The organism is Parageobacillus sp. VR-IP, from assembly GCF_013357975.1.
Lineage (GTDB): Bacteria > Bacillota > Bacilli > Bacillales > Anoxybacillaceae > Saccharococcus > Saccharococcus caldoxylosilyticus.
Genome location: NZ_JABVYQ010000009.1, coordinates 71103 through 93730, shown reverse-complemented (window position 1 = coordinate 93730; position 22628 = coordinate 71103). Strand labels below are relative to the sequence as shown.

Genomic DNA, 22628 nt, shown 5'->3' with positions numbered 1-22628 from the left:
GAGCTAGACAGCGCGAAAAGCGGAGGCGCTTGGCTTCTTCCAAGCAGACGGTTATCTAGTTTTGAAGGAATGAAAACCTCTTGACAATGAGTATAGTTCCATTATAATAAAACTTGTCCATTACTTGCCTAGTGACTATAGCGGAGAGGAAACACCCGTTCCCATCCCGAACACGGAAGTTAAGCTCTCCAGCGCCGATGGTAGTTGGGGCCAGCGCCCCTGCAAGAGTAGGTCGTCGCTAGGCAGGCAAAAATTAGAGAGCTGTATGAGTTCTCTAATTTTTTTGCCTATCTCTGGTCAGGTCATTGAAGTTTTAATGACGCCATTTAAATCCTCTCCCCCAAAACTAGAAGCGTTATCATCGTTTCCTAGACCCCCTTTTTGATTTAGTATAGGAAACGGAACATCGGAACAGGGTGTCCCAAAATGTCGGGACATCCTCTTTTTTCGCTTATTCCCCTTTTTTAATTTCGATTTTCTTTTTTTGCTCATCCGGAATCAGACGGTGAAGATGAATGAATAGCAAACCATTATGATACGTTGCTTCAATGCGATCTTCCTTTACCGCAAATGGAAGGGGAATCGTTTTTTCCCATGTGCCTTGAAAGATTCCTTCCTCCACTAATTCAAATCCTTTAAAGTTTAAGTTAATATTAGCCTTGATTTCTAATGTTTTGTAGTATATATAAAGTTCTGCGTCTTCCACTTTTTCTAATCCGGGCAAACTGACAACGATCAGCAGTTCGTTGTCTTTTTTATATATATTAATGCCTGATTGTTTATTTGTCGTTGGCAAAAATGATTGAAAATTTCCCCAAAAGTCTCCTTGGAAAAATTGCTGCCAATGTTTTGTCCAATCGGAAAACGGATCAAATGGGTTCCCTTTCACAATTTTCCCCTCCTCCGCTATTTCATCATATGTTTTCTCTACCGTTTGGTGAGACAGAAAACACGAACATTTATATTATATATAAATTAAATGTTCGATTTTTGTTGACAGTTCATGAAAAATATTGTTAAGATAATAGTAACTTCATAGTGTCGATGATCCCTCATATAATTTTGGGAATATGGCCCAAAAGTCTCTACCCAATAACCGTAAATTATTGGACTATGAGGGAAAGGATCGGTTTGGTTTTTTTTCGACAAGATGGTCGGAGTATGCCCAGAGCGATACTTTCCCTTATCAAGGAGGAGAACGTACGCTCTGGGCTTTGTTATGAATGATAAAGGAGTGAATATTTTATGCCGCCGCTTGTTGGAGTAATTATGGGCAGCCATTCAGACTGGGAAACGATGAAATATGCTTGTGATATATTAGAGGAGTTGCAAATTCCATTTGAGAAAAAGGTCGTTTCTGCCCATCGAACGCCTGATTATATGTTTGAGTATGCCGAAACAGCAGAGGAAAGAGGTATTAAGGTGATTATCGCAGGAGCGGGCGGAGCAGCCCACTTGCCGGGAATGGTAGCAGCGAAAACAACCATCCCTGTTATTGGCGTGCCGGTGCAGTCAAAAGCGTTGAACGGGTTAGATTCCCTTCTATCGATTGTGCAAATGCCTGGCGGGGTCCCAGTCGCCACCGTTGCCATCGGAAAGGCGGGAGCGACAAACGCGGGGCTTTTAGCAGCTGCCATATTAGGCATTCATAATCCGCAATACATGGAGGCGTTAAAGGAGCGAAGAGAGCAAATAAAAAAACAGGTGATGGAAAGTAGTGATCAACTTGGATAAGCGGCAAGTCCTTCCCGGACAGACGATCGGAATTATCGGCGGCGGACAGCTTGGACGGATGATGGCGCTTTCGGCAAAAGCAATGGGGTTTCGTATCGCCGTGCTCGACCCAACACCTGATTCCCCATGTGGCCAGGTGGCTGATATCGAAATTACTGCCGAATATAGCGACCGCGGGGCGATTGCAGAGCTGGCGAAAGTAAGCGATGTGATTACGTATGAATTTGAAAATATTGATGCTAATGCTTTACATTGGCTCGTTGAACACGCCTATGTGCCGCAAGGAAGCCAGTTGCTCGCCGTCACGCAAGATCGCGCGGCCGAGAAACGGGAGATCATCGCTGCAGGTCTTCCCGTCGCTCCATATGCGGAAGTACAGACGAAAGAAGAGCTTGCTTTTGCAGTTGAAAAAATCGGTATTCCGTGTGTGTTGAAAACGCGCCGCGGCGGCTATGATGGGAAAGGACAACACGTGATTCGCTGCCAAGAAGATATGGAACCGGCGCTTTCTTTGTTAGAAATTGGTCCTTGCGTATTGGAGAGCTGGATTTCATTTGACAAAGAAATTTCCGTGATCGTCGCAAGAAATGGGTTCGGTGAGATGGCGGCATTTCCGGTTGCAGAAAACATTCATATCGATAATATTTTGCATCAGACCATTGCCCCGGCGCGCATTGCTGCGGATGTCGCAAAAAAAGCAATGCGCTATGCGGAAACGCTCGCCGATTACTTTTCTTTAGTCGGAACGCTGGCAGTCGAAATGTTTTTGACAAAAGAAGGGGATATTTATATTAATGAGCTTGCCCCTAGACCGCACAACTCAGGTCATTATACAATTAATGCTTGTGCGACGTCCCAATTCGAGCAGCATATCCGCGCCATCTGCAATTGGCCGTTAGGAAGCACCGCCTTGCTAAAGCCGGCTGTCATGGTTAATATTTTAGGGGAGCATGTCGAGCCGATACGGCAAAATATTGGAAAGCTTGGTGCGGCGCATTTGCACCTGTACGGCAAAAAAGAGGCAAAACCGAAGCGAAAAATGGGGCATGTCACGGTGCTTGCCGAGCGTGTGGATGATGCGCTGGAAATGGTGGATTCGTGGCAAATTTGGAAGGATCGGAGGCAAGAATACGTATGATCGAACGTTACACAAGACCGGAAATGGGAGCGATTTGGACGGAAGAAAACCGCTTTAAAGCATGGCTGGAAGTGGAAATTTTAGCTTGTGAGGCGTGGGCAGAGCTTGGCGTCATTCCAAAAGAAGATGTCGAGCGCATCCGCCAAAACGCTTCGTTTGATATCGCGCGCATTAAAGAAATTGAAGAAGAAACGCGCCATGATGTCGTGGCGTTTACGCGCGCTGTTTCAGAAACGTTAGGCGAAGAACGAAAGTGGGTGCATTATGGGCTGACATCGACTGACGTCGTGGACACCGCCCTGTCTTATTTACTAAAACAAGCGAACGAAATTTTATTAAGAGATTTGGAAAATCTTATTCAAGTATTGAAAGAGAAAGCGTTGGAGCATAAATATACGGTCATGATGGGGCGCACGCACGGCGTTCACGCGGAACCGACAACATTTGGCCTGAAAATGGCATTATGGTATGCGGAAATGCAGCGCAATTTAGAACGGTTTAAACAAGCGGCGGAAACGGTGCGTGTCGGCAAAATTTCTGGCGCGGTCGGGACGTATGCGAACATCGATCCGTTTGTGGAGCAATATGTGTGCGAAAAATTAGGATTGAAACCAGCGCCGATCTCCACACAAACGCTGCAGCGCGACCGCCATGCGTATTATATGGCGACACTGGCACTGATTGCGACATCGATTGAAAAATTTGCCGTTGAAATTCGTGGGCTGCAAAAAAGCGAAGTGCGGGAAGTGGAAGAGTTTTTTGCGAAAGGACAAAAAGGTTCATCGGCGATGCCGCACAAGCGCAATCCGATTGGTTCGGAAAACATGACGGGAATGGCGCGCGTCATCCGCGGGTATATGCTGACGGCGTACGAAAATGTTCCGCTTTGGCATGAACGCGATATTTCCCATTCTTCTGCTGAACGCATTATTTTGCCGGATGCAACGATCGCTCTAAACTATATGCTCAACCGCTTTGCCAACATCGTCAAGAACTTGAGAGTTTACCCGGAAAACATGAAGAAAAACATGGACCGTACGTTAGGATTGATTTATTCGCAACGGGTCCTGCTCGCCCTTATCGACACGGGGATGACGCGGGAAGAAGCGTATGATTTAGTGCAGCCGAAAGCGATGGAAGCATGGGAAAAACAAGTGCCGTTCCGTTCCTTGATTGAAGCGGACGAGCGGATTACAAGCCGTTTGACAAAAGAACAGCTCGACGATTGCTTTGATTATCGCTACCACTTAAAGCATGTCGATACGATTTTTGCACGGTTAGGGTTAGCGTAACAGCAGATCGGCAAGTAGCTTCTTGCCGATCTGCACTAAAGAAAATTGCCAATATTCTGTATCGGAGGCCCGGAAAATGGTGAAAAAACTAGGATTGCTATATGAAGGAAAGGCAAAAAAAGTGTATACGACGGATGAGGAGAATACGTTGTGGGTGGAATATAAAGACAGCGCGACGGCGTTCAACGGAGAGAAAAAAGCGACGATTGCCGGCAAAGGACGCTTAAATAACGAAATTACTAGTTTGCTATTTTCTAAGCTTTGCGAGGCGGGAATTCCGAATCATTTTTTGCAAAAGGTATCTGCTACCGAGCAACTTGTCAAAAAAGTGACGATCATCCCGCTTGAAGTGGTTGTCCGCAACGTTGTGGCCGGGAGTCTGGCGAAGCGGCTTGGCATCGCAGAAGGCACCTCTCTGGAAAAACCTCTTATCGAATTTTATTACAAAAATGATAACCTTGGTGATCCTCTCTTATTAGAAGATCACATCGCCATATTAAAGCTGGCCACCTCAGAGCAAATTGCCGTTTTGAAGGAACTGGCTTTCAAGGTTAATGACGTATTGACGCAGCACTTTGCCGCGCGGCGGGTGCGACTGGTTGACTTTAAACTGGAATTTGGCATCGATGCAAAAGGTGAAATATTGCTTGCCGATGAAATTTCGCCGGATACGTGCCGCCTGTGGGATATGGAAACGAACGAAAAACTGGATAAAGATGTGTTCCGCCGCGATTTAGGAAGCTTAACGGATGCATACGAAGCGATTTTACAACGATTAGGGGGAGAATCAGCATGTATAAAGTAAAGGTATATGTGACGTTGCGTGAAAGTGTGCTTGATCCGCAAGGAACGGCGGTCAAAGGCGCGCTGCATAGCTTATCGTATACAGAAGTGCAGGACGTGCGGATCGGAAAATTTATGGAGCTTGTCATCGAGAAAAGCGACCGCGATATCGACAAACTGGTGCGGGAAATGTGTGAAAAGCTGTTAGCCAATACGGTTATTGAAGACTACCGTTATGAAATTGAGGAGGTAGTCGTGCAGTGAAGTTTGCTGTGATCGTGTTTCCAGGGTCCAATTGTGATGTTGATATGTATCATGCGATTGCTGATGAGTTGCAAGAAGAAGTCGAATACGTATGGCATGATGAAGAAAACCTTGACCGTTTTGACGCGATTTTGCTGCCGGGAGGGTTTTCATACGGCGACTACCTTCGCTCCGGAGCGATCGCCCGCTTCTCCAACGTCATGAAGGCGGTCCAAAAAGCGGCAGATGAAGGGAAGCCGATATTAGGCGTATGCAACGGGTTTCAAATTTTGCTAGAAGCAGGGCTGCTTCCGGGGGCAATGCGCCGCAATAACAGTCTGAAGTTTATTTGCCGCCCGGTGTCGTTAAAAGTAGAAAACAATGAAACAATGTTTACGTCTTCGTACGAACAAGGCGAAATCATTACGATCCCGATCGCCCATGGCGAAGGCAATTATTATTGTGATGAACCAACACTAAAGCGACTGATCGAAAATCGGCAAATCGTTTTTCGCTATTACGGAGAAAATCCAAATGGAAGCTTATCCGATATTGCCGGAATTGTCAATGAAAAAGGTAATGTACTTGGCATGATGCCGCATCCGGAGCGGGCGGTGGATGTGCTGCTTGGCAGCGCTGACGGGTTGAAGCTGTTCCAATCGATCGTGAAATACTGGAGGGAAACACATGTCATTACTGCTTGAGCCAAGTCCAACAGTGATTAAAGACGAAAAATTATATCGGGAAATGGGACTGACGGACGAAGAATTTGCGATGATCGAAAAGATTTTGGGCCGCCTGCCGAATTACACAGAAACAGGGATTTTTTCTGTCATGTGGTCCGAGCATTGCAGCTACAAAAATTCGAAGCCGGTATTAAAAAAGTTTCCAACGGAAGGAAAGCATGTGCTTCAAGGCCCGGGCGAAGGAGCGGGCATCGTGGATATCGGCGACGGCTTGGCGGTGGCATTTAAAATCGAAAGCCATAACCACCCGTCGGCAATTGAGCCGTATCAAGGGGCGGCGACCGGTGTCGGTGGCATCATCCGTGACGTCTTTTCGATGGGGGCACGCCCGATTGCGCTATTAAATTCGCTTCGCTTCGGAGAATTAACGTCCCCGCGTGTCAAGTATTTATTTGAAAATGTAGTGGCTGGAATCGCTGGTTACGGCAATTGCGTCGGCATTCCAACCGTCGGCGGTGAAGTGCAGTTTGATCCTTCGTATGAAGGCAACCCGCTTGTCAATGCGATGTGCGTCGGTATTATCCGCCATGAAGACATTCAACGCGGCGTGGCAACCGGGGTAGGAAACACCGTTATGTATGTAGGGGCGAAAACAGGGCGTGACGGCATCCATGGTGCGACGTTTGCTTCGGAGGAGTTGACGGAACAATCGGAGGCGAAACGTCCAGCCGTTCAGGTCGGCGATCCGTTTATGGAAAAATTATTGCTTGAAGCTTGTTTGGAAGTAGTAAAATCCGATGCGCTTGTTGGCATTCAAGATATGGGCGCGGCTGGGTTGACGAGCTCTTCGGCGGAGATGGCGAGCAAAGGCGGGTTTGGCATTGAAATGAATTTGGATCTGGTGCCGCAGCGTGAGGCGGGTATGACGCCGTATGAAATGATGCTCTCAGAATCGCAGGAGCGGATGCTGCTTGTCGTCAAACAAGGACGCGAGCAAGAAATTTACGATTTGTTTGCCAAATACGGCTTGGAAGCAAAAGCGATCGGCAAAGTGACAGATGATAAAATGCTCCGCCTCTATTTCCGCGGTGAGGTCGTCGCTGAAATTCCAGTAGACGCCTTGGCAAAGGATGCGCCGGTCTATCATAAACCAGCAAAAGAGCCAGCCTATTATCGCGAGTTCCAAGCGATGGAGCCGTATGTTCCTGTTGTCACCGACTATGCAAAAACGCTGCTGGCGTTGCTGGCGCAGCCGACGATCGCCAGCAAAGAATGGGTATATGATCAATACGATTACATGGTGCGAACCAATACGGTAGTTGCGCCGGGATCAGATGCGGCCGTCGTGCGCATTCGCGGCACGAATAAGGCGTTGGCGATGACAACGGACTGCAACTCGCGCTACCTTTATTTAGATCCGGAAACCGGCGGAAAAATTGCCGTAGCCGAGGCGGCGAGAAATGTAGTTTGTTCCGGGGCCAAACCGCTGGCATTGACGGACTGCTTAAATTTCGGGAACCCGGAAAAACCGGAAATCTTCTGGCAGCTAGAAAAAGCGGTCGATGGAATGAGCGCCGCTTGCCGTGCGTTGGAAACACCGGTCATCAGCGGGAACGTTTCCTTATATAACGAAACGAACGGAGAAGCGATTTATCCGACTCCGATTGTCGGAATGGTCGGTCTTATTGAAGACATTCGTCATATTACGACGCAATCATTTAAACGTGCGGGCGATCTCATTTATGTCATCGGCGAAGCGCAGCCGGAGTTTGGCGGAAGCGAGCTGCAAAAATGGCTTGAAGGCCGCATTTTTGGTCCAGCGCCAGCCATTGATTTAACAGTGGAAGCGAAGCGGCAAAAACAACTGTTAACAGCGATCCAAGCAGGGGTGATCGCATCGGCGCATGATATCGCGGAAGGCGGTTTTGCTGTTGCCTTGGCTGAATGTTTGATGGACGCGGATGGACTTGGCGCGAAAGTCACGATCGCTGGGGATGTGACTAGCGAGCTATTTAGTGAAACACAATCACGTTTTATCGTTTCCGTGAAAAAAGAACATCGCGAAACGTTTGAACAATTGGTGGAAGCAAAGCAAATCGGTGAGGTAACCGACGACGATACGCTTCTTATTGAAGGCGCAAACGGAGAAACGGTCATTCAACTTTCCGTCGCGGAAATGAGAAGCGTGTGGAAAGGGGCTATTCCATGCTTGCTGAAATCAAAGGATTAAATGAAGAGTGCGGCATTTTTGGCATTTGGGGACATGAAAACGCGGCGCAGCTCACATATTACGGCTTGCATAGCCTTCAACACCGCGGCCAGGAAGGAGCGGGGATCATCGTTGCTGATCAAGGAACGCTGCAAGGCCATAAAGGGTTGGGGCTTGTCACCGAAGTGTTTCACAATGATACGCTTCAAGCGCTAAACGGAGCGGCAGCGATCGGCCACGTCCGTTACTCAACGGCAGGGGGAGGCGGCTATGAAAACGTTCAGCCGCTTCTGTTCCGCTCGCAAACGGGAAGCATTGCCCTTGCCCATAACGGCAATCTTACGAATGCGATCGATTTAAAACTGCAGCTTGAGGCGCAGGGGAGCATTTTCCAAACGACTTCCGATACGGAAGTGTTGGCCCATCTCATTCGCCGCAGCCAGGCGCCGACGTTCAAAGAGCAGGTAAAAGAGGCGCTCTCTTATGTGGAAGGAGCGTTTGCGTTCCTGTTATTGACGGAAAAGGAGCTATACATCGCCCTTGATCCACACGGATTTCGTCCGCTTTCGATCGGAAGGCTTGGCGATGCCTATGTCGTTGCTTCCGAGACGTGCGCCTTTGATGTGATCGGCGCCACGTACGAAAGAGAAGTCGAGCCGGGAGAGTTAATTATCATTAGTGGCGAAGGAATGCGTTCAGAGCGGTTCGCCCCGATGCGGCCACGTTCGATTTGCAGCATGGAATACATTTATTTCGCCCGTCCGGACAGCAATGTGGATGGCATTAACATTCATACGGCAAGAAAAAATTTAGGGAAACGCCTGGCGCTAGAGGCGCCGGCAGAAGCGGATATTGTCACCGGCGTGCCTGATTCAAGCATTTCTGCTGCAATCGGCTACGCGGAGGCGACCGGCATTCCGTATGAGCTTGGGCTGATTAAAAACCGTTACGTCGGACGTACGTTTATTCAGCCGTCCCAGTCATTGCGGGAGCAAGGGGTGAAAATGAAACTGTCGCCGGTGCGCGGCGTGGTCGCCGGAAAACGCGTAGTAATGGTCGATGATTCGATTGTGCGTGGTACGACAAGCAGACGGATTGTGGCGATGCTTCGCGAGGCGGGGGCGACGGAAGTGCACGTCCGAATTAGCGCGCCGCCGATTATGCATCCATGTTTTTACGGAATTGATACATCGACGCGCGAAGAGTTGATTGCGTCCAAGTATACGGTCGAGGAAATCCGCCAAATCATAGGCGCCGATTCGTTAGCATTTTTAAGTCAAGAAGGGCTGTTAGAGGCGATTGGTCGGCCGGATCATCTGCCATTACGCGGGCAATGCCTGGCCTGTTTTACCGGAAACTACCCGACCAATGTCAGCCGAGCGCGTTTGCCGTTTACGGCGGTTAAATAAAAAGGGGGACTTGACGTGGCAAAAGCATATAAACAAGCGGGCGTGGACATTGAAGCAGGATATCGGGCTGTCTCTTTGATGAAACCCCACGTACAAAAAACGATGCGTCCGGAAGTGCTTGGCGGGTTAGGTGGATTTGGCGGCATGTTTGATTTATCGATGCTTGGATATAAGGAGCCGGTGCTCATTTCGGGGACGGACGGCGTGGGGACCAAGCTTAAGATTGCGTTTATGATGGACCGGCATGATACAATTGGAATAGATTGTGTGGCGATGTGCGTCAATGATATTGTCGTCCAAGGAGCAGAACCGCTCTTTTTTCTTGACTATATTGCGTGCGGCAAAGCGGTGCCGGAAAAAATCGCACACATTGTCAAAGGAATTGCCGATGGCTGCGCTGAAGCAGGTTGTGCGCTGATCGGCGGAGAAACGGCGGAAATGCCGGGAATGTATGAAGAACAGGAATATGATGTCGCTGGGTTTGCCGTTGGAATTGCGGAAAAGTCAAAGCTTGTGACGGGGAGCAATATTCAAGAAGGGGACGTGCTGATCGGGCTTGCCTCCAACGGCCTTCACAGCAACGGCTATTCGCTCGTGCGTCGCATCATGATAGAACAGGCGAAACTGGAATTGGACCGCATCTATGAGCCGCTGACGGTTCCGCTCGGTGAAGAGCTATTAAAGCCGACGCGCATTTATGTCAAGCCGCTTCTTCAAGTGATGAAACAATTTGACATAAAAGGAATGGCGCATATTACGGGCGGAGGCTTTATCGAAAACATCCCGCGCATGCTTCCGGAAGGACTGGGCGCGGAAATTGACGATGGTTCATGGCCGGTGCCACCGATTTTTGATCTGCTGCGGGAGAAAGGAAACCTAGAGCGCGGCGAAATGTTTTCTATTTTCAATATGGGAATTGGCATGGTGCTGGCAGTAGACCGTGAAGTGGCGGATCGTATGTCTGCTCTTTTCACAGAGCTGGGAGAAAAAGCGTATGTCATCGGCCGTGTGAAGCGAGGAAAAGGAGTTTCATTTGTCGGAGGGGCGATGGCATGAAACAACTTGCTGTTTTTGCCTCCGGCAGCGGCACGAATTTTCAGGCGATTGTTGATGCGGCCAAAAAGGGGATATTGCCAGCACGCGTCGCATTATTAGTATGCGACAAACCGGGAGCGAAAGTCATTGAGCGGGCGGCGCGAGAGCATATTCCTGCGTTCGTTTTTTCGCCGAAAGATTATGTTGCTAAAGCAGAATTTGAACAGGCGATTTTAGCCCAGTTGCGAAAACATCATATTGATTTCATCGCTCTTGCCGGCTATATGCGTCTCATTGGTCCGACGCTGCTTGCTGCTTATGAAGGAAAAATCGTCAATATCCATCCATCGCTATTGCCGGCGTTTCCGGGCAAAGATGCGATTGGGCAGGCGTACCGGGCGGGGGTAAAAGTAACCGGCGTAACCATTCATTATGTTGATGAAGGAATGGATACCGGACCGATCATCGCACAGCGCGCTGTCCCGATTTACGACGGAGAGCCGCTAGAACGGCTCGAGGCGCGGATTCACGAAGTGGAGCATGAGCTATATCCCGCTGTATTAAAAACATTACTGGAACATCAATAGAAAGGATCGAGGATCATGGCAGTGAAACGGGCATTGCTAAGTGTATCGAACAAGGAAGGAATTGTACCGCTGGCGAAACAATTGGCGGAATTAGGTGTGGAAATTATCTCCACAGGCGGAACGAAAAAAACGCTGGAAGAAGCGGGAATTCCCGTCATTGGCATTTCCGAAGTGACAGGGTTTCCGGAAATTTTAGACGGGCGCGTCAAAACATTGCATCCGGCGATTCATGGCGGATTGCTGGCGATCCGCGACAATGAGCGCCATCAAGCTGAACTTCATGAGCATCATATTACTCCGATTGATTTAGTGGTCGTCAATTTATATCCGTTTCAACAAACGATTGCCAAAAGCGATGTGACGTTTGCGGAAGCGATCGAAAATATTGATATCGGTGGTCCGACGATGCTTAGAGCGGCGGCGAAAAATCATTCCTATGTAACGGTCGTCGTGGACCCGGCCGACTATGATATGGTCATACAAGAGCTAAAAGAACATGGCGATATATCCGCGGAAACGAAACGGAAACTGGCGGCGAAAGTATTCCGCCATACGGCCGCATACGATGCGCTGATTGCCGAATATTTAACCAACAAGACAGGGGAAGAATATCCGGAAACGCTAACGGTCACTTTTGAGAAAAAACAAGCATTGCGCTATGGGGAAAATCCGCATCAAACAGCGGCGTTTTATAAAAAACCGCTCGGTTCCTCTTTCTCGATTGCGCAAGCAACACAGCTGCACGGAAAAGCATTATCGTACAACAATATTAATGATGCGAACGCCGCACTACAATTAGTCAAAGAATTTACCGAGCCGGTGGCAGTGGCGGTGAAGCATATGAATCCGTGCGGCGTCGGCACGGGTGCGACGATTTATGAAGCGTTCCTAAAAGCGTACGAGGCCGATCCGGTTTCGATTTTTGGCGGCATTATCGCTTTAAACCGCGAAGTGGATAAAGCAACGGCCGAAAAAATGCATGAAATCTTTTTAGAAATCGTCATCGCTCCATCTTTTAGCGATGAGGCGCTTGCGATTTTGACGCAAAAGAAAAACATTCGCCTCTTGACAGTGGATTTCGCGGCTCCAAAGACAAAAGAAAAAATGCTTGTTTCCGTGCAAGGCGGACTGCTTGTGCAAGAAGCGGATACGCACACGCTTGAGGATGTTGAGCTGAAAGTTGTGACGAAGCGTGAACCGACAGAAGAGGAATGGAAGCAGTTGCAGTTTGCCTGGAAGGTGGTCAAACACGTCAAATCGAACGCAATCGTGCTGGCGAAAGACGGAATGACGATCGGCGTTGGCGCCGGACAAATGAACCGGGTTGGCGCGGCGAAAATCGCGATTGAACAGGCGGGAGAGAAAGCAAACGGAGCGGTGCTTGCTTCCGATGCGTTTTTCCCGATGGACGATACCGTCGAAGCGGCGGCCAAAGCCGGCATTACCGCCATCATCCAGCCGGGCGGCTCGATTCGCGACGCTGATTCGATTCGCAAAGCGGATGAATACGGAATTGCCATGGTCTTTACGGGAATCCGCCATTTTAAACATTAAGTTGGGGGGAACGTCATGAAAGTATTGATTGTCGGCCGCGGCGGTAGGGAGCATGCGATTGCCTGGAAGGCCGCGCAAAGCCCGCTTGTTACTAAGCTATACGCCGCCCCGGGCAATCCGGGCATCGCGCAAGTTGCGGAGCTTGTTCCGATTGAGGAACACCAGATCGACGCGCTTGTTCGTTTTGCCAAACAGGAAGGCATCGATCTTACCATTGTCGGCCCGGAAGCGCCGCTGCTTGCCGGTATCGTCGACCGTTTCGAGTCGGAAGGATTGCGCATTTTCGGTCCACGTAAAAATGCAGCGTTAATTGAAGGAAGTAAAGCCTTTGCCAAAGAGTTGATGAAAAAATACGGCATTCCGACGGCCGAACATGCGGTGTTCACTTCGTATGAGGAAGCAAAAGCGTATATCGAGAAAAAAGGTGCGCCGATTGTCATTAAAGCGGACGGATTGGCAGCAGGAAAAGGCGTGATTGTCGCTGCGACGCTTTCGGAGGCCCTCCAGGCACTAGAGGCGATGATGATCGAAAACCAGTTTGGCGATGCGAGCAAAAAAGTGGTCGTGGAAGAATACTTAGAAGGCGAAGAGTTTTCGTTCATGGCGTTTGTCCATGGCGAACATGTTTATCCACTTGCAATCTCCCAGGATCATAAGCGAGCATATGACAATGATGAAGGGCCAAATACGGGCGGAATGGGGGCATACTCCCCAGTGCCGCAAATTTCCAAGCAAACGGTGGAAATTGCGCTGTCCACGATCCTTCGGCCGATGGCAAAAGCATTGGCGGCAGAAGGACGACCGTTTACCGGAGTATTGTACGCGGGATTAATGGAAACAAGTCAAGGTCCGAAAGTGATCGAGTTTAACGCCCGCTTTGGCGATCCGGAAGCGCAGGTGGTGCTGCCGCGATTGGAAAATGACCTTATTGAAGTGATCACAGCCGTAATGGAAGGGCGGAACATGGAACTGTGTTGGTCGGAGGAGGCCGTCATTGGCGTGGTATTGGCAGCCAAAGGATATCCAGGTGCCTATGAACGCGGAGCGGTTATTCGCGGCTGGGATCAGTTAGGGGAAAAAACATTATTATTTCACGCAGGAACGAAGAAGGAAAATAACACTTTATATACAAACGGCGGCCGCGTGCTGCTTGTAGCGGCGAAAGGGGAGACGCTAAAGCAAGCACAACAAACTGTATATAAGCAAATTTCCTATATTACATGCGATCAGCTGTTTTATCGCCGTGATATTGGAAATAAGGCTATCGAACGCGCTTCCGGCGCACATAGACAAACACAAGGGCGATAATACCGCCAATAAGAGAAGCGAGCACAAACGACATATCTGTCATGTATTCAAGCAACATGTTTATTCACTCCTTTGAATGGACTGGCGTTATGTAAACGCCAGTCTTTATTTACGTAGGATTGATTGTAGCATCCTCTTTTATGCGAGTCGCCTGCTCGCGGCGATAATTTTCCAATAAAGCAGTCATTGGACAGAAACGGGTGATTCCTTCGCCTACTTTCATAGCGGCTAGCATCGCTATAATGAGGTAAGAAGTACACCAAGGACGTCTTGTCATTTTTGCCGTTGCCCATGCAAGCATGGTCAGACCGAAAGTAATACGAATGAGTGCATTGACGATACCAATATTGGCCATGGCCATTTTTCCCTCCTTTTTTCATTGTGAAAATGACTTTAATGCGGTAAAATGATTATATGGAATGATTAGGAAAAAAGGGACGGGGTGTATATGAGCGAACAACGTTATCGTTGGAAAAGTCACGAATTACGTGAACATGTTGCGATTATTGACGGAAAAAAATCACCGACAAAATTGTTAACGAATGCGACTTATTTACATTCATATCTTCGCGAATGGTTAAAAGGGAATATTTGGATATACCATGATCGAATTGTGTACGTCGGGGAGCGGTTTCCCGATCACGTTGATGATCAATGTGAAATCATTGATTGCAGCGGTTATGTGTTAGTTCCTGGCTATATGGAACCGCATGCTCATTCATTTCAGTTATATAATCCCCATACGTTTGCACACTATGCATCGAAATATGGAACGACAACATTGATTAACGATAATTTATTCCTTATTTTGCAATTGTCAGATGACCAGGCGTTTTTATTGATGCAGAAAATGAATACGCTTCCATCATCGATGTACTGGTGGTGCCGATTTGATGGACAGACGGAGCTGGAGAGAGAAGAAGAACAGTTATCCAACGCCAGAGTAAAACGGTGGCTGGAACAAGAAACGGTATTGCAAGGTGGAGAGCTAACGGGATGGCCGAAGCTTCTTGCCGAAGACAATCTTATGCTCCATTGGATTCAAGAAGCAAAGCGGATGAAACGAAAAATTGAAGGCCATTTTCCTGGAGCCTCCGAGAAAACGCTTACAAAAATGGTGCTTCTTGGTGCTGATTGCGATCATGAAGCGATGACGGGCACAGAAGTATATACGCGGCTCCTGCACGGATATACCGTGTCATTACGTTATTCGTCCATTCGCCCGGATTTACCGACGCTTCTCCAAGAAATAAAGGAACTTGGCATTCATCAATATGATAAGTTTATTCTCACGACAGACGGTTCGCCGCCATCTTTTTATGAAGAAGGAGTAATAGACCGATTGATTCGCATTGCATTGGAACATGGCGTCCCGGTCATCGACGCTTACAATATGGCTACGGTGAACGTTGCGCGCCATTACGGAATTGAGCACCTTCACGGCAGCATTGCGACAGGGAGAATAGCAAACATTAACTTTTTACGTGCAAAAGAAGATCCGACTCCTGTGCAAGTGCTTGCAAAAGGAAAATGGGTAAAGCGGGAGGGAGATGACTCGATTGCATGGCCATCGATATCGTGGGACGACTACGGAATTGAACCGCTTCGTCTATCCTGGAATTTATCGATGGATGATTTGCAATTTTCGATGCCAATGGGAATGCATATGAAAAACGCGGTGATTATGAAACCATATTCTATTTCGATTGACACCTCTCGCGATGAACTGTCTACTGATCACGATGAAAGCTTTTTGGTGCTGATGGACCGTCATGGAAAATGGCGCGTAAATACAATTTTGAAAGGTTTTGCTACGAATGTCCGCGGGCTTGTCAGTTCGTATTCCAATACAGGCGATATTATTTTCATTGGAAAGAGCAAGCAGGACATGTTTCTTGCTTTCCAGCGAATGTGCGAAATCGGCGGCGGAATAGTGCTGGCGGAAAATGGTGAAGTCATTCACGAAATTCCGCTGCCTCTTAATGGCATGGCATCGGAACAAAGCGTAGAACAGCTGATTGATGAAGAGAAAAAGCTTGTGGAACTATTAAAACAGCGCGGATATCGTTTTGTTGACCCAGTTTATTCTCTATTCTTTTTACAATCGACCCATTTACCTTATGTGCGTATTACACAACGAGGAATTTATGATGTAATGAATAAAACAGTACTCTTTCCGCCGATAATGCGTTAAAATAAAAAAGAAAGAGGTTGTGTGACTGTTGAAAAAATATTGGTTTGTTGCGTTTAGTGTGCTGTACCTTTTCATGAACGGTTGTATGCATGAAGATAAACAGCAAGCCCCTGCGCCGAAACCGGCACCCCTCGAAACGCCAAAACAGCAGGACATTTCCAAACAGCAAGTGTTTCCACTAACTGGGCTGCCAGCGGAGGGGACGGTGAACCATCGCGTTATTGCGGTAATGGTAAACAATCATCCCAAAGCACGGCCGCAGTCGGGGCTGCAAAAAGCAGATATCGTTTATGAGATACTGGCAGAAGGGGATATTACACGCTTTTTAGCATTATATCAGAGCGAATTTCCAGAAAAAGTAGGTCCAGTACGCAGTGCGCGCGACTACTATATTGATTTGAGCAATGGCTATCATGCGCTCTATGTTTGCCATGGCTGGAGCCCGGAGGCAAAAGCCTTACTGGAAGACGGAACGACGGATTATTTAAACGGCTTGTTTTATGATGGGACGTTGTTTCAGCGGGCTTCGTTCCGCAAAGCACCGCATAATTCTTATATTACATTTGCCAATATTGAAAAAGGGGCAGCCCAAAACGGCTATACGCTGCAAGACGATGTCAAACCGCTTCCATTTCGCCAAGATGCCGCAACAGGGGAGAAGGCGGAAACCGTTACCATTGCGTATTCGCATCGCAGCTATGCGCAAGTACAGTACAAGTATGTCCCGAGTCAAAAAAGCTATTATCGCTATAGTGCAGGAGAACAAACGGTCGATTATGATACGCATGATCCGATCGTCATGCAAAATATCATGGTCATTGCCGCCAAACACCGGGTGATTGATGCGGCAGGGCGGCGCAGCATTGACCTGAATTCTGGAGGAGACGGGTACTTATTCCAACATGGTGTGGTACAAAAAATACAATGGAAAAATGTCAGCGGTCGCATTTTGCCGTTTATAAATGGAAATCCGGTCGGCTTTGTGCCGGGGAAAACATGGATCAACGTTGTTCCTGACTTAAATATAGTAAAGTGGTAAAGGAGGATCTCTATTTATGCAAATTGATAAATTACGCGGCAGAGAAGTAGATCAGCTGTTTAAAGCGATTCTTTCTTTGCGCGATTTAGAGGAGTGCTATCGTTTTTTTGATGACTTATGCACGGTCAACGAAATTCAATCGTTAGCGCAGCGCCTCGAAGTAGCACGCATGCTTCGCGAAGGCTATACGTATCATAAAATCGAAACGGAAACAGGAGCAAGCACCGCAACGATTTCGCGCGTCAAACGCTGCTTAAACTATGGAAACGATGCGTACGCGATGGCATTAGACCGCATTAAAGAAAAAACAAGCCAAACTTCCGAAGAAGCGCATAACGCCTAATGAAAGCAAGGAGATTCCTTCCAATGAAAAGGAACTCCTTTTCTTTTTGCCGATTTGTTATAATGAAAAAATGGATAAATCAATGGAGGGTTTTATTATATGTATGATATTCGCGAGTGGCGCCATGTATTTAAGCTAGACCCGAACAAAGAAATTAGCGATGAACATCTCGAACGTGTTTGTGAATCAGGGACTGACGCCATTATTGTCGGTGGAACGGACGGCGTTACATTAGAAAATGTACTGGAGTTGTTAGGGCGCGTCCGCCGTTTTTCCGTTCCATGTGTGTTGGAAATCTCCAATCTAGAGTCCATCACCCCTGGTTTTGATTTTTATTTTATCCCAATGGTACTGAACAGCCGCGAAACAAAGTGGATCACCGATCTGCATCACGACGCGGTGAAACAGTTTGGCGATGTCATGAATTGGGATGAAATATGGATGGAAGGGTATTGCATTTTACATAAACATTGCAAAGCAGCTATGCTTACCGCGGCGGACACGGAGCTTGAGGAAGAGGATGTCGTCGCGTATGCGCGCATGGCGGAACATATGTATCACCTGCCGATTTTTTATTTGGAATATAGCGGTTCCTATGGGGACCCCGGGCTCGTTCAGCGCGTCAAACAAGTATTAATGAAAACACAGCTGTTTTACGGCGGGGGGATTAAAACGGTAAAACAGGCGAAAGAAATGGCGAAATACGCTGATACGGTCGTCGTGGGCAACATCGTTTACGAAGACATCGAGCAAGCGCTGGCTACGGTCAAAGCGGTGAAGCAATAAGCTGGTCAAGGCGTAAAAAGTGATGTAAAATAGAACATATGTTTCCTGGTGGTGATAAAAGTGAATTTTTTGTCGGAAAAATTACTGGCTAATTTAAATAAGGAGCAGCAAGCCGCTGTGAAAACGACGGAAGGACCGCTTCTCATTATGGCAGGGGCGGGAAGCGGCAAAACACGCGTATTAACACATCGCATTGCCTATTTAATGGCGGAAAAGCATGTGGCTCCGTGGAATATTTTAGCGATTACATTTACGAACAAAGCGGCGCGGGAAATGAAAGAACGCGTGCAGGCGCTGTTAGGCGGCGCGGCGGAAGAAGTGTGGATTTCCACGTTCCATTCAATGTGCGTTCGCATTTTGCGCCGCGATATTGACCGCATCGGCATCAACCGCAATTTTTCCATTCTCGATACGACCGATCAGCTTTCGGTGATTAAAAATATTTTAAAAGAAAAAAATATCGATCCGAAAAAGTTTGAGCCGCGCACGATACTCGGCACGATCAGCAGCGCGAAAAACGAGTTGCTGACTCCAGAGAAATTTGCCAAACGGGCAAGCAGCTATTATGAAAAAATTGTCAGCGATGTGTATGAAGAATACCAACAGCGCCTTTTGCGCAACCATTCGCTCGATTTTGACGACTTAATTATGACGACGATTCAGCTGTTTGAACGCGTGCCGGAAGTATTGCAATACTACCAATATAAATTTCAATATATCCACATTGATGAGTACCAAGACACCAACCATGCGCAGTATATGCTGGTCAAAATGCTGGCGGCGCGCTTTCAAAATATATGCGTTGTCGGCGATGCGGATCAATCGATTTACCGCTGGCGCGGCGCGGACATTCAAAACATCTTATCGTTCGAACGGGACTATCCGAACGCAAAAGTGATTTTGCTCGAGCAAAACTATCGCTCCACCAAGCGGATCTTGCAAGCGGCAAACAAAGTCATTGAAAACAATATCAACCGGAAGCCGAAAAGGCTGTGGACGGAAAATCCGGAAGGAAAGAAAATCGTTTATTATGAAGCGATGAATGAAGCAGATGAAGCACAATTTGTCGCCGGCAAAATTAAAGAATATGTCGATGGCGGAAAACGACGCTATTCCGATTTTGCTATTTTGTACCGCACGAATGCGCAGTCACGGATCATTGAAGAGGTATTCCTCAAGTCCAATATCCCGTATCAAATTGTCGGCGGTTTAAAGTTCTATGACCGCAAAGAAATTAAGGATATTTTGGCTTATTTGCGCGTTATTGCCAATCCGAATGACGACATTAGCCTGCTTCGCATCATTAATGTGCCAAAACGCGGCGTTGGTGCGTCTTCGCTCGATAAAATTGTCCGCTATGCTTCCGAGAATGAATTATCGATATTTGAAGCGCTCGCTGAGCTCGAGCACATCGGACTCTCTGCCCGCATAGCCGCTTCCTTGCTGGAATTTCGCCGCCAGCTCGAACAATGGGCACAGCTGCAAGAATACATTTCCGTCACCGAGCTGGTTGAAGAAGTGCTGGACAAGTCCGGTTACCGCGAGATGCTGAAGGCGGAAAATACGCTGGAGGCGCAAAGCCGCTTGGAAAACATTGACGAGTTTTTATCGGTCACCAAGCATTTTGAAAATGTGAGTGAAGACAAGTCGCTTATTGCATTTTTAACGGATTTGGCGTTAATTTCTGATATTGACCAGCTGAATGAGGCGAATGGCAATAGCGAAGATTCCGTTGTGCTAATGACGCTTCATTCCGCAAAAGGCTTGGAGTTTCCAGTGGTCTTTCTCATCGGAATGGAAGAAGGAATTTTTCCGCATAACCGTTCGCTTGACGATGAGGACGAGATGGAAGAGGAGCGCCGTCTCGCGTATGTCGGCATCACCCGCGCGGAAGAAGAGTTGTTTTTAACAAGCGCGCAAATGCGCACGTTGTTTGGAAATATCCATGTCAATCCAGTATCCCGTTTTATTCGCGAAATTCCGGAAGAATTAATGGAAATGATCAACCGCCGGACATTGCATGCCGCTGCCTTCCAGGCAAAAAAGACCGGTTTCCGCACGACGATGGCGTCAGGGTCGGCTGACGGCGGGACGACGGTGTGGAAAGTGGGAGATAAAGCAGATCATAAAAAATGGGGAATTGGCACGGTAGTTAGCGTACGCGGGGAAGGAGAAGACCAGGAATTGGACATTGCTTTCCCAAGCCCGATTGGCATTAAACGGCTGCTTGCCAAGTTCGCTCCGATTACAAAAGTGTAAAGAAAGGAGAACGGATATGGACCGACAAGCTGCGCAAACACGCATTGAAGAGCTGCGCGAACTGTTAAATAAATACAATTATGAATACTATGTCCTTGACCGTCCGTCCGTGCCTGACGCGGAATACGACCGGCTCATGCAAGAGCTGATTGCGTTAGAAGAACAATATCCAGAATTCAAAACGAAAGACTCCCCTTCGCAGCGGGTCGGCGGCCAACCGTTAGATGCGTTTCAAAAAGTGGAGCACCGCATTCCGATGTTAAGCCTAGCCAATGCGTTTCATGAAGGCGATTTGCGCGACTTCGACCGCCGCGTGCGCCAGGAAGTCGGCGATGATGTCGCCTATGTATGCGAGCTGAAAATCGATGGGTTGGCTGTTTCCGTCCGTTATGAAAACGGCTATTTTGTCCAAGGGGCGACGCGCGGCGACGGAGTAACCGGAGAGGATATTACGGAAAACTTAAAAACGATCCGCTCTTTGCCGCTTCGCCTGAAGGAAGCCGTGACACTCGAAGCGCGCGGTGAAGCGTATATGCCGAAAGCGTCATTTGAGCGGCTGAATGAACAGCGAAAGCAGCGCGGCGAAGAGCTGTTTGCCAATCCGCGCAACGCCGCAGCCGGCTCGCTGCGCCAGCTCGATCCAAAAATCGCGGCGTCCCGCCATCTCGATTTATTCGTCTACAGTCTTGCCAATGCCGAAGAACTAGGGATCGATTCGCACAGCGCCGCCCTTGATTATTTACAAACGCTCGGATTTAAAGTCAATCCAGAACGGCGGAGATGCGCCAATATCGATGAAGTCATTCGCTTTGTCAGCGAATGGCATGAAAAACGCTCGCAACTTCCTTATGACATCGATGGCATTGTCATCAAAGTAGATTCATTTGAACAGCAGGAACAGCTAGGCGCAACCGCAAAAAGCCCGCGCTGGGCAATCGCGTATAAATTTCCGGCCGAGGAAGTCGTTACAAAACTGATTGGCATTGAATTAAATGTCGGGCGCACGGGGGTTGTGACGCCGACGGCGATTTTAGAGCCGGTCCGTGTCGCGGGAACAACGGTGCAGCGCGCCACTCTTCATAATGAAGATTTCATTCGTGAAAAAGACATCCGCATCGGCGACTCCGTCGTGATTAAAAAGGCGGGCGATATTATTCCGGAAGTGGTCAACGTCGTGTTTGACCGGAGGACAGGAGAAGAGGTGCCGTTTGCCATGCCGACGCATTGCCCTGAGTGCGGCAGTGAGTTGGTCCGGCTCGAAGGTGAAGTAGCGCTCCGCTGCATTAATCCGAAATGTCCGGCGCAAATCCGCGAGGGGCTCATTCATTTTGTTTCGCGTCAGGCGATGAACATTGAGGGGCTTGGCGAAAAGGTCATCTCCCAGCTGTTCCGCGAAGGGCTTGTCCATGATGTTGCCGATATTTATCGGTTGACAAAAGAACAGTTAATTAACTTGGAACGGATGGGGGAAAAGTCGGCAACCAATTTGCTCGCCGCCATTGAATCATCGAAGCAAAATTCGTTAGAGCGCCTTCTATTTGGGTTAGGCATCCGCTATGTTGGCGCCAAAGCGGCGAAAGTGCTGGCGGAACATTTTGAAACGATGGACCGTCTGCAAAATGCGACAAAAGAAGAATTGATGGCGATTCACGAAATCGGCGAGAAAATGGCTGATTCGATTGTCGCGTATTTTGCGAAACCGGAAGTAAAAGAGCTGTTAAATGAACTGCGCGCTTATGGCGTCAACATGGAATATAAAGGTCCAAAAACGCCAAAGGCTGGCGATGTTGATTCTTACTTTGCCGGCAAAACAGTCGTGCTGACCGGGAAGCTGGAATCGTTGTCGCGCAACGAAGCAAAAGAAAAAATTGAGCAGCTTGGCGGCAAAGTCACCGGCAGCGTCAGTAAAAATACTGATTTAGTCATCGCTGGTGCTGATGCCGGTTCGAAACTGACAAAAGCCAAGCAGCTAAATATCGAAATTTGGGATGAAACGAGATTTCTGCAAGAAATTGAGCAAAATAAGTAG

At 48.1% G+C, this 22628-nt stretch carries 21 protein-coding genes, 1 rRNA gene and 1 riboswitch; of the genes, 19 read left to right on the top strand and 3 right to left on the bottom strand.

The genetic code is table 11. The annotated features are described in order from the left end of the window. Positions 1–127 precede the first annotated feature (127 nt). A 5S ribosomal RNA gene (rrf, locus tag HT574_RS17570) occupies positions 128–244 on the top strand. 207 nt (positions 245–451) lie between these two features. On the opposite strand, the gene HT574_RS17565 is transcribed toward rrf, so the two are convergent. Continuing rightward, positions 452–892 carry an Hsp20/alpha crystallin family protein gene (locus tag HT574_RS17565; RefSeq protein WP_100225059.1) on the bottom strand — a complete coding sequence of 147 codons (441 nt, stop codon included), beginning with the start codon at positions 890–892 and terminating at the stop codon, positions 452–454. A 140-nt stretch (positions 893–1032) separates the two neighbouring features. Continuing rightward, positions 1033–1134, top strand: a riboswitch (purine riboswitch). 111 nt (positions 1135–1245) lie between these two features. Between HT574_RS17565 and purE the strand changes: the two genes are divergently transcribed. The 12 genes from purE to purD all read left to right on the top strand — a co-directional run bounded on the left by purE (position 1246) and on the right by purD (position 13978). Then, positions 1246–1734, top strand: a complete 489-nt coding sequence (gene purE, locus HT574_RS17560; RefSeq protein WP_175245594.1) for a 5-(carboxyamino)imidazole ribonucleotide mutase — start codon at positions 1246–1248, stop codon at positions 1732–1734. Further along, positions 1718–2872: a 5-(carboxyamino)imidazole ribonucleotide synthase gene (gene purK / locus HT574_RS17555; protein WP_017434422.1), complete on the top strand. Its 1155-nt coding sequence runs from the start codon at positions 1718–1720 to the stop codon at positions 2870–2872. The genes purE and purK overlap by 17 nt, the downstream gene beginning before the upstream one ends. Beyond that, positions 2869–4164: an adenylosuccinate lyase gene (purB, locus tag HT574_RS17550; protein ID WP_081160962.1), complete on the top strand. Its 1296-nt coding sequence runs from the start codon at positions 2869–2871 to the stop codon at positions 4162–4164. Before purK ends, purB begins: the two co-directional genes overlap by 4 nt. Positions 4165–4240: 76 nt before the next feature. Continuing rightward, positions 4241–4969 (top strand): phosphoribosylaminoimidazolesuccinocarboxamide synthase, encoded by a 729-nt coding sequence (gene purC / locus HT574_RS17545; protein WP_217499597.1) that lies wholly within the window; start codon positions 4241–4243, stop codon positions 4967–4969. After that, the gene (purS, locus tag HT574_RS17540) at positions 4957–5211 is read left to right on the top strand and encodes a phosphoribosylformylglycinamidine synthase subunit PurS (RefSeq protein WP_017434419.1); all 255 of its coding nucleotides are present in this window, start codon (positions 4957–4959) and stop codon (positions 5209–5211) included. Before purC ends, purS begins: the two co-directional genes overlap by 13 nt. Continuing rightward, positions 5208–5894, top strand: coding sequence for a phosphoribosylformylglycinamidine synthase subunit PurQ (purQ, locus tag HT574_RS17535; protein WP_017434418.1), 687 nt, complete (start codon positions 5208–5210; stop codon positions 5892–5894). The genes purS and purQ overlap by 4 nt, the downstream gene beginning before the upstream one ends. After that, positions 5878–8106, top strand: coding sequence for a phosphoribosylformylglycinamidine synthase subunit PurL (gene purL, locus HT574_RS17530; RefSeq protein ID WP_175245593.1), 2229 nt, complete (start codon positions 5878–5880; stop codon positions 8104–8106). The genes purQ and purL overlap by 17 nt, the downstream gene beginning before the upstream one ends. Beyond that, entirely contained in the window at positions 8082–9494 is a 1413-nt protein-coding gene (gene purF / locus HT574_RS17525) for an amidophosphoribosyltransferase (protein ID WP_175245592.1), read from the top strand. Before purL ends, purF begins: the two co-directional genes overlap by 25 nt. A gap of 15 nt (positions 9495–9509) precedes the next feature. Next, positions 9510–10550, top strand: coding sequence for a phosphoribosylformylglycinamidine cyclo-ligase (gene purM, locus HT574_RS17520; RefSeq protein WP_175245591.1), 1041 nt, complete (start codon positions 9510–9512; stop codon positions 10548–10550). Further along, entirely contained in the window at positions 10547–11116 is a 570-nt protein-coding gene (gene purN, locus HT574_RS17515; protein WP_175245590.1) for a phosphoribosylglycinamide formyltransferase, read from the top strand. The genes purM and purN overlap by 4 nt, the downstream gene beginning before the upstream one ends. Positions 11117–11131: 15 nt before the next feature. Next, entirely contained in the window at positions 11132–12670 is a 1539-nt protein-coding gene (purH, locus tag HT574_RS17510) for a bifunctional phosphoribosylaminoimidazolecarboxamide formyltransferase/IMP cyclohydrolase (RefSeq protein WP_175245589.1), read from the top strand. Between the two features lie 15 nt (positions 12671–12685). Then, entirely contained in the window at positions 12686–13978 is a 1293-nt protein-coding gene (gene purD, locus HT574_RS17505; protein WP_175245588.1) for a phosphoribosylamine--glycine ligase, read from the top strand. On the opposite strand, the gene HT574_RS20595 is transcribed toward purD, so the two are convergent. Both HT574_RS20595 and HT574_RS17500 read right to left on the bottom strand, forming a co-directional pair. Then, positions 13932–14036 carry an EYxxD motif small membrane protein gene (locus tag HT574_RS20595; RefSeq protein WP_375154132.1) on the bottom strand — a complete coding sequence of 35 codons (105 nt, stop codon included), beginning with the start codon at positions 14034–14036 and terminating at the stop codon, positions 13932–13934. The two genes, purD and HT574_RS20595, sit on opposite strands and share 47 nt — an antisense overlap. 51 nt (positions 14037–14087) lie before the next feature. After that, positions 14088–14333, bottom strand: coding sequence for a YgaP family membrane protein (locus HT574_RS17500; RefSeq protein ID WP_026078391.1), 246 nt, complete (start codon positions 14331–14333; stop codon positions 14088–14090). Between the two features lie 93 nt (positions 14334–14426). Here HT574_RS17500 and HT574_RS17495 point away from each other — a divergent pair, with 93 nt between their 5' ends. From HT574_RS17495 to ligA, 6 genes are all read left to right on the top strand, one after another. Next, a complete protein-coding gene (locus HT574_RS17495) occupies positions 14427–16172 on the top strand; it encodes an adenine deaminase C-terminal domain-containing protein (protein WP_175245587.1) in 1746 nt (581 codons plus the stop codon). A 73-nt stretch (positions 16173–16245) separates the two neighbouring features. Further along, on the top strand, positions 16246–17211 hold the full coding sequence (locus HT574_RS17490) for a DUF3048 domain-containing protein (RefSeq protein WP_483874552.1): 966 nt from the start codon (positions 16246–16248) through the stop codon (positions 17209–17211). Positions 17212–17227: 16 nt separating this feature from the next. Beyond that, a complete protein-coding gene (locus HT574_RS17485; protein ID WP_017434408.1) occupies positions 17228–17554 on the top strand; it encodes a YerC/YecD family TrpR-related protein in 327 nt (108 codons plus the stop codon). Between the two features lie 99 nt (positions 17555–17653). Next, entirely contained in the window at positions 17654–18340 is a 687-nt protein-coding gene (gene pcrB, locus HT574_RS17480; RefSeq protein WP_175245586.1) for a heptaprenylglyceryl phosphate synthase, read from the top strand. Between the two features lie 60 nt (positions 18341–18400). Beyond that, on the top strand, positions 18401–20599 hold the full coding sequence (gene pcrA / locus HT574_RS17475) for a DNA helicase PcrA (protein ID WP_175245585.1): 2199 nt from the start codon (positions 18401–18403) through the stop codon (positions 20597–20599). Between the two features lie 16 nt (positions 20600–20615). After that, positions 20616–22628 (top strand): NAD-dependent DNA ligase LigA, encoded by a 2013-nt coding sequence (gene ligA / locus HT574_RS17470; protein WP_175245584.1) that lies wholly within the window; start codon positions 20616–20618, stop codon positions 22626–22628.

Bases quoted from the DNA above. Each gene is read 5' to 3' on its own strand.
- purE (WP_175245594.1), top strand. From the start codon at position 1,246: ATGCCGCCGCTTGTTGGAGTAATTATGGGCAGCCATTCAGACTGGGAA.
- purB (WP_081160962.1), top strand. From the start codon at position 2,869: ATGATCGAACGTTACACAAGACCGGAAATGGGAGCGATTTGGACGGAA.
- purC (WP_217499597.1), top strand. From the start codon at position 4,241: ATGGTGAAAAAACTAGGATTGCTATATGAAGGAAAGGCAAAAAAAGTG.
- purS (WP_017434419.1), top strand. From the start codon at position 4,957: ATGTATAAAGTAAAGGTATATGTGACGTTGCGTGAAAGTGTGCTTGAT.
- purL (WP_175245593.1), top strand. From the start codon at position 5,878: ATGTCATTACTGCTTGAGCCAAGTCCAACAGTGATTAAAGACGAAAAA.
- purF (WP_175245592.1), top strand. From the start codon at position 8,082: ATGCTTGCTGAAATCAAAGGATTAAATGAAGAGTGCGGCATTTTTGGC.
- purN (WP_175245590.1), top strand. From the start codon at position 10,547: ATGAAACAACTTGCTGTTTTTGCCTCCGGCAGCGGCACGAATTTTCAG.
- purH (WP_175245589.1), top strand. From the start codon at position 11,132: ATGGCAGTGAAACGGGCATTGCTAAGTGTATCGAACAAGGAAGGAATT.
- purD (WP_175245588.1), top strand. From the start codon at position 12,686: ATGAAAGTATTGATTGTCGGCCGCGGCGGTAGGGAGCATGCGATTGCC.
- HT574_RS20595 (WP_375154132.1), bottom strand. From the start codon at position 14,036: ATGTTGCTTGAATACATGACAGATATGTCGTTTGTGCTCGCTTCTCTT.
- HT574_RS17500 (WP_026078391.1), bottom strand. From the start codon at position 14,333: ATGGCCAATATTGGTATCGTCAATGCACTCATTCGTATTACTTTCGGT.
- HT574_RS17495 (WP_175245587.1), top strand. From the start codon at position 14,427: ATGAGCGAACAACGTTATCGTTGGAAAAGTCACGAATTACGTGAACAT.
- HT574_RS17490 (WP_483874552.1), top strand. From the start codon at position 16,246: ATGAACGGTTGTATGCATGAAGATAAACAGCAAGCCCCTGCGCCGAAA.
- HT574_RS17485 (WP_017434408.1), top strand. From the start codon at position 17,228: ATGCAAATTGATAAATTACGCGGCAGAGAAGTAGATCAGCTGTTTAAA.
- pcrB (WP_175245586.1), top strand. From the start codon at position 17,654: ATGTATGATATTCGCGAGTGGCGCCATGTATTTAAGCTAGACCCGAAC.
- ligA (WP_175245584.1), top strand. From the start codon at position 20,616: ATGGACCGACAAGCTGCGCAAACACGCATTGAAGAGCTGCGCGAACTG.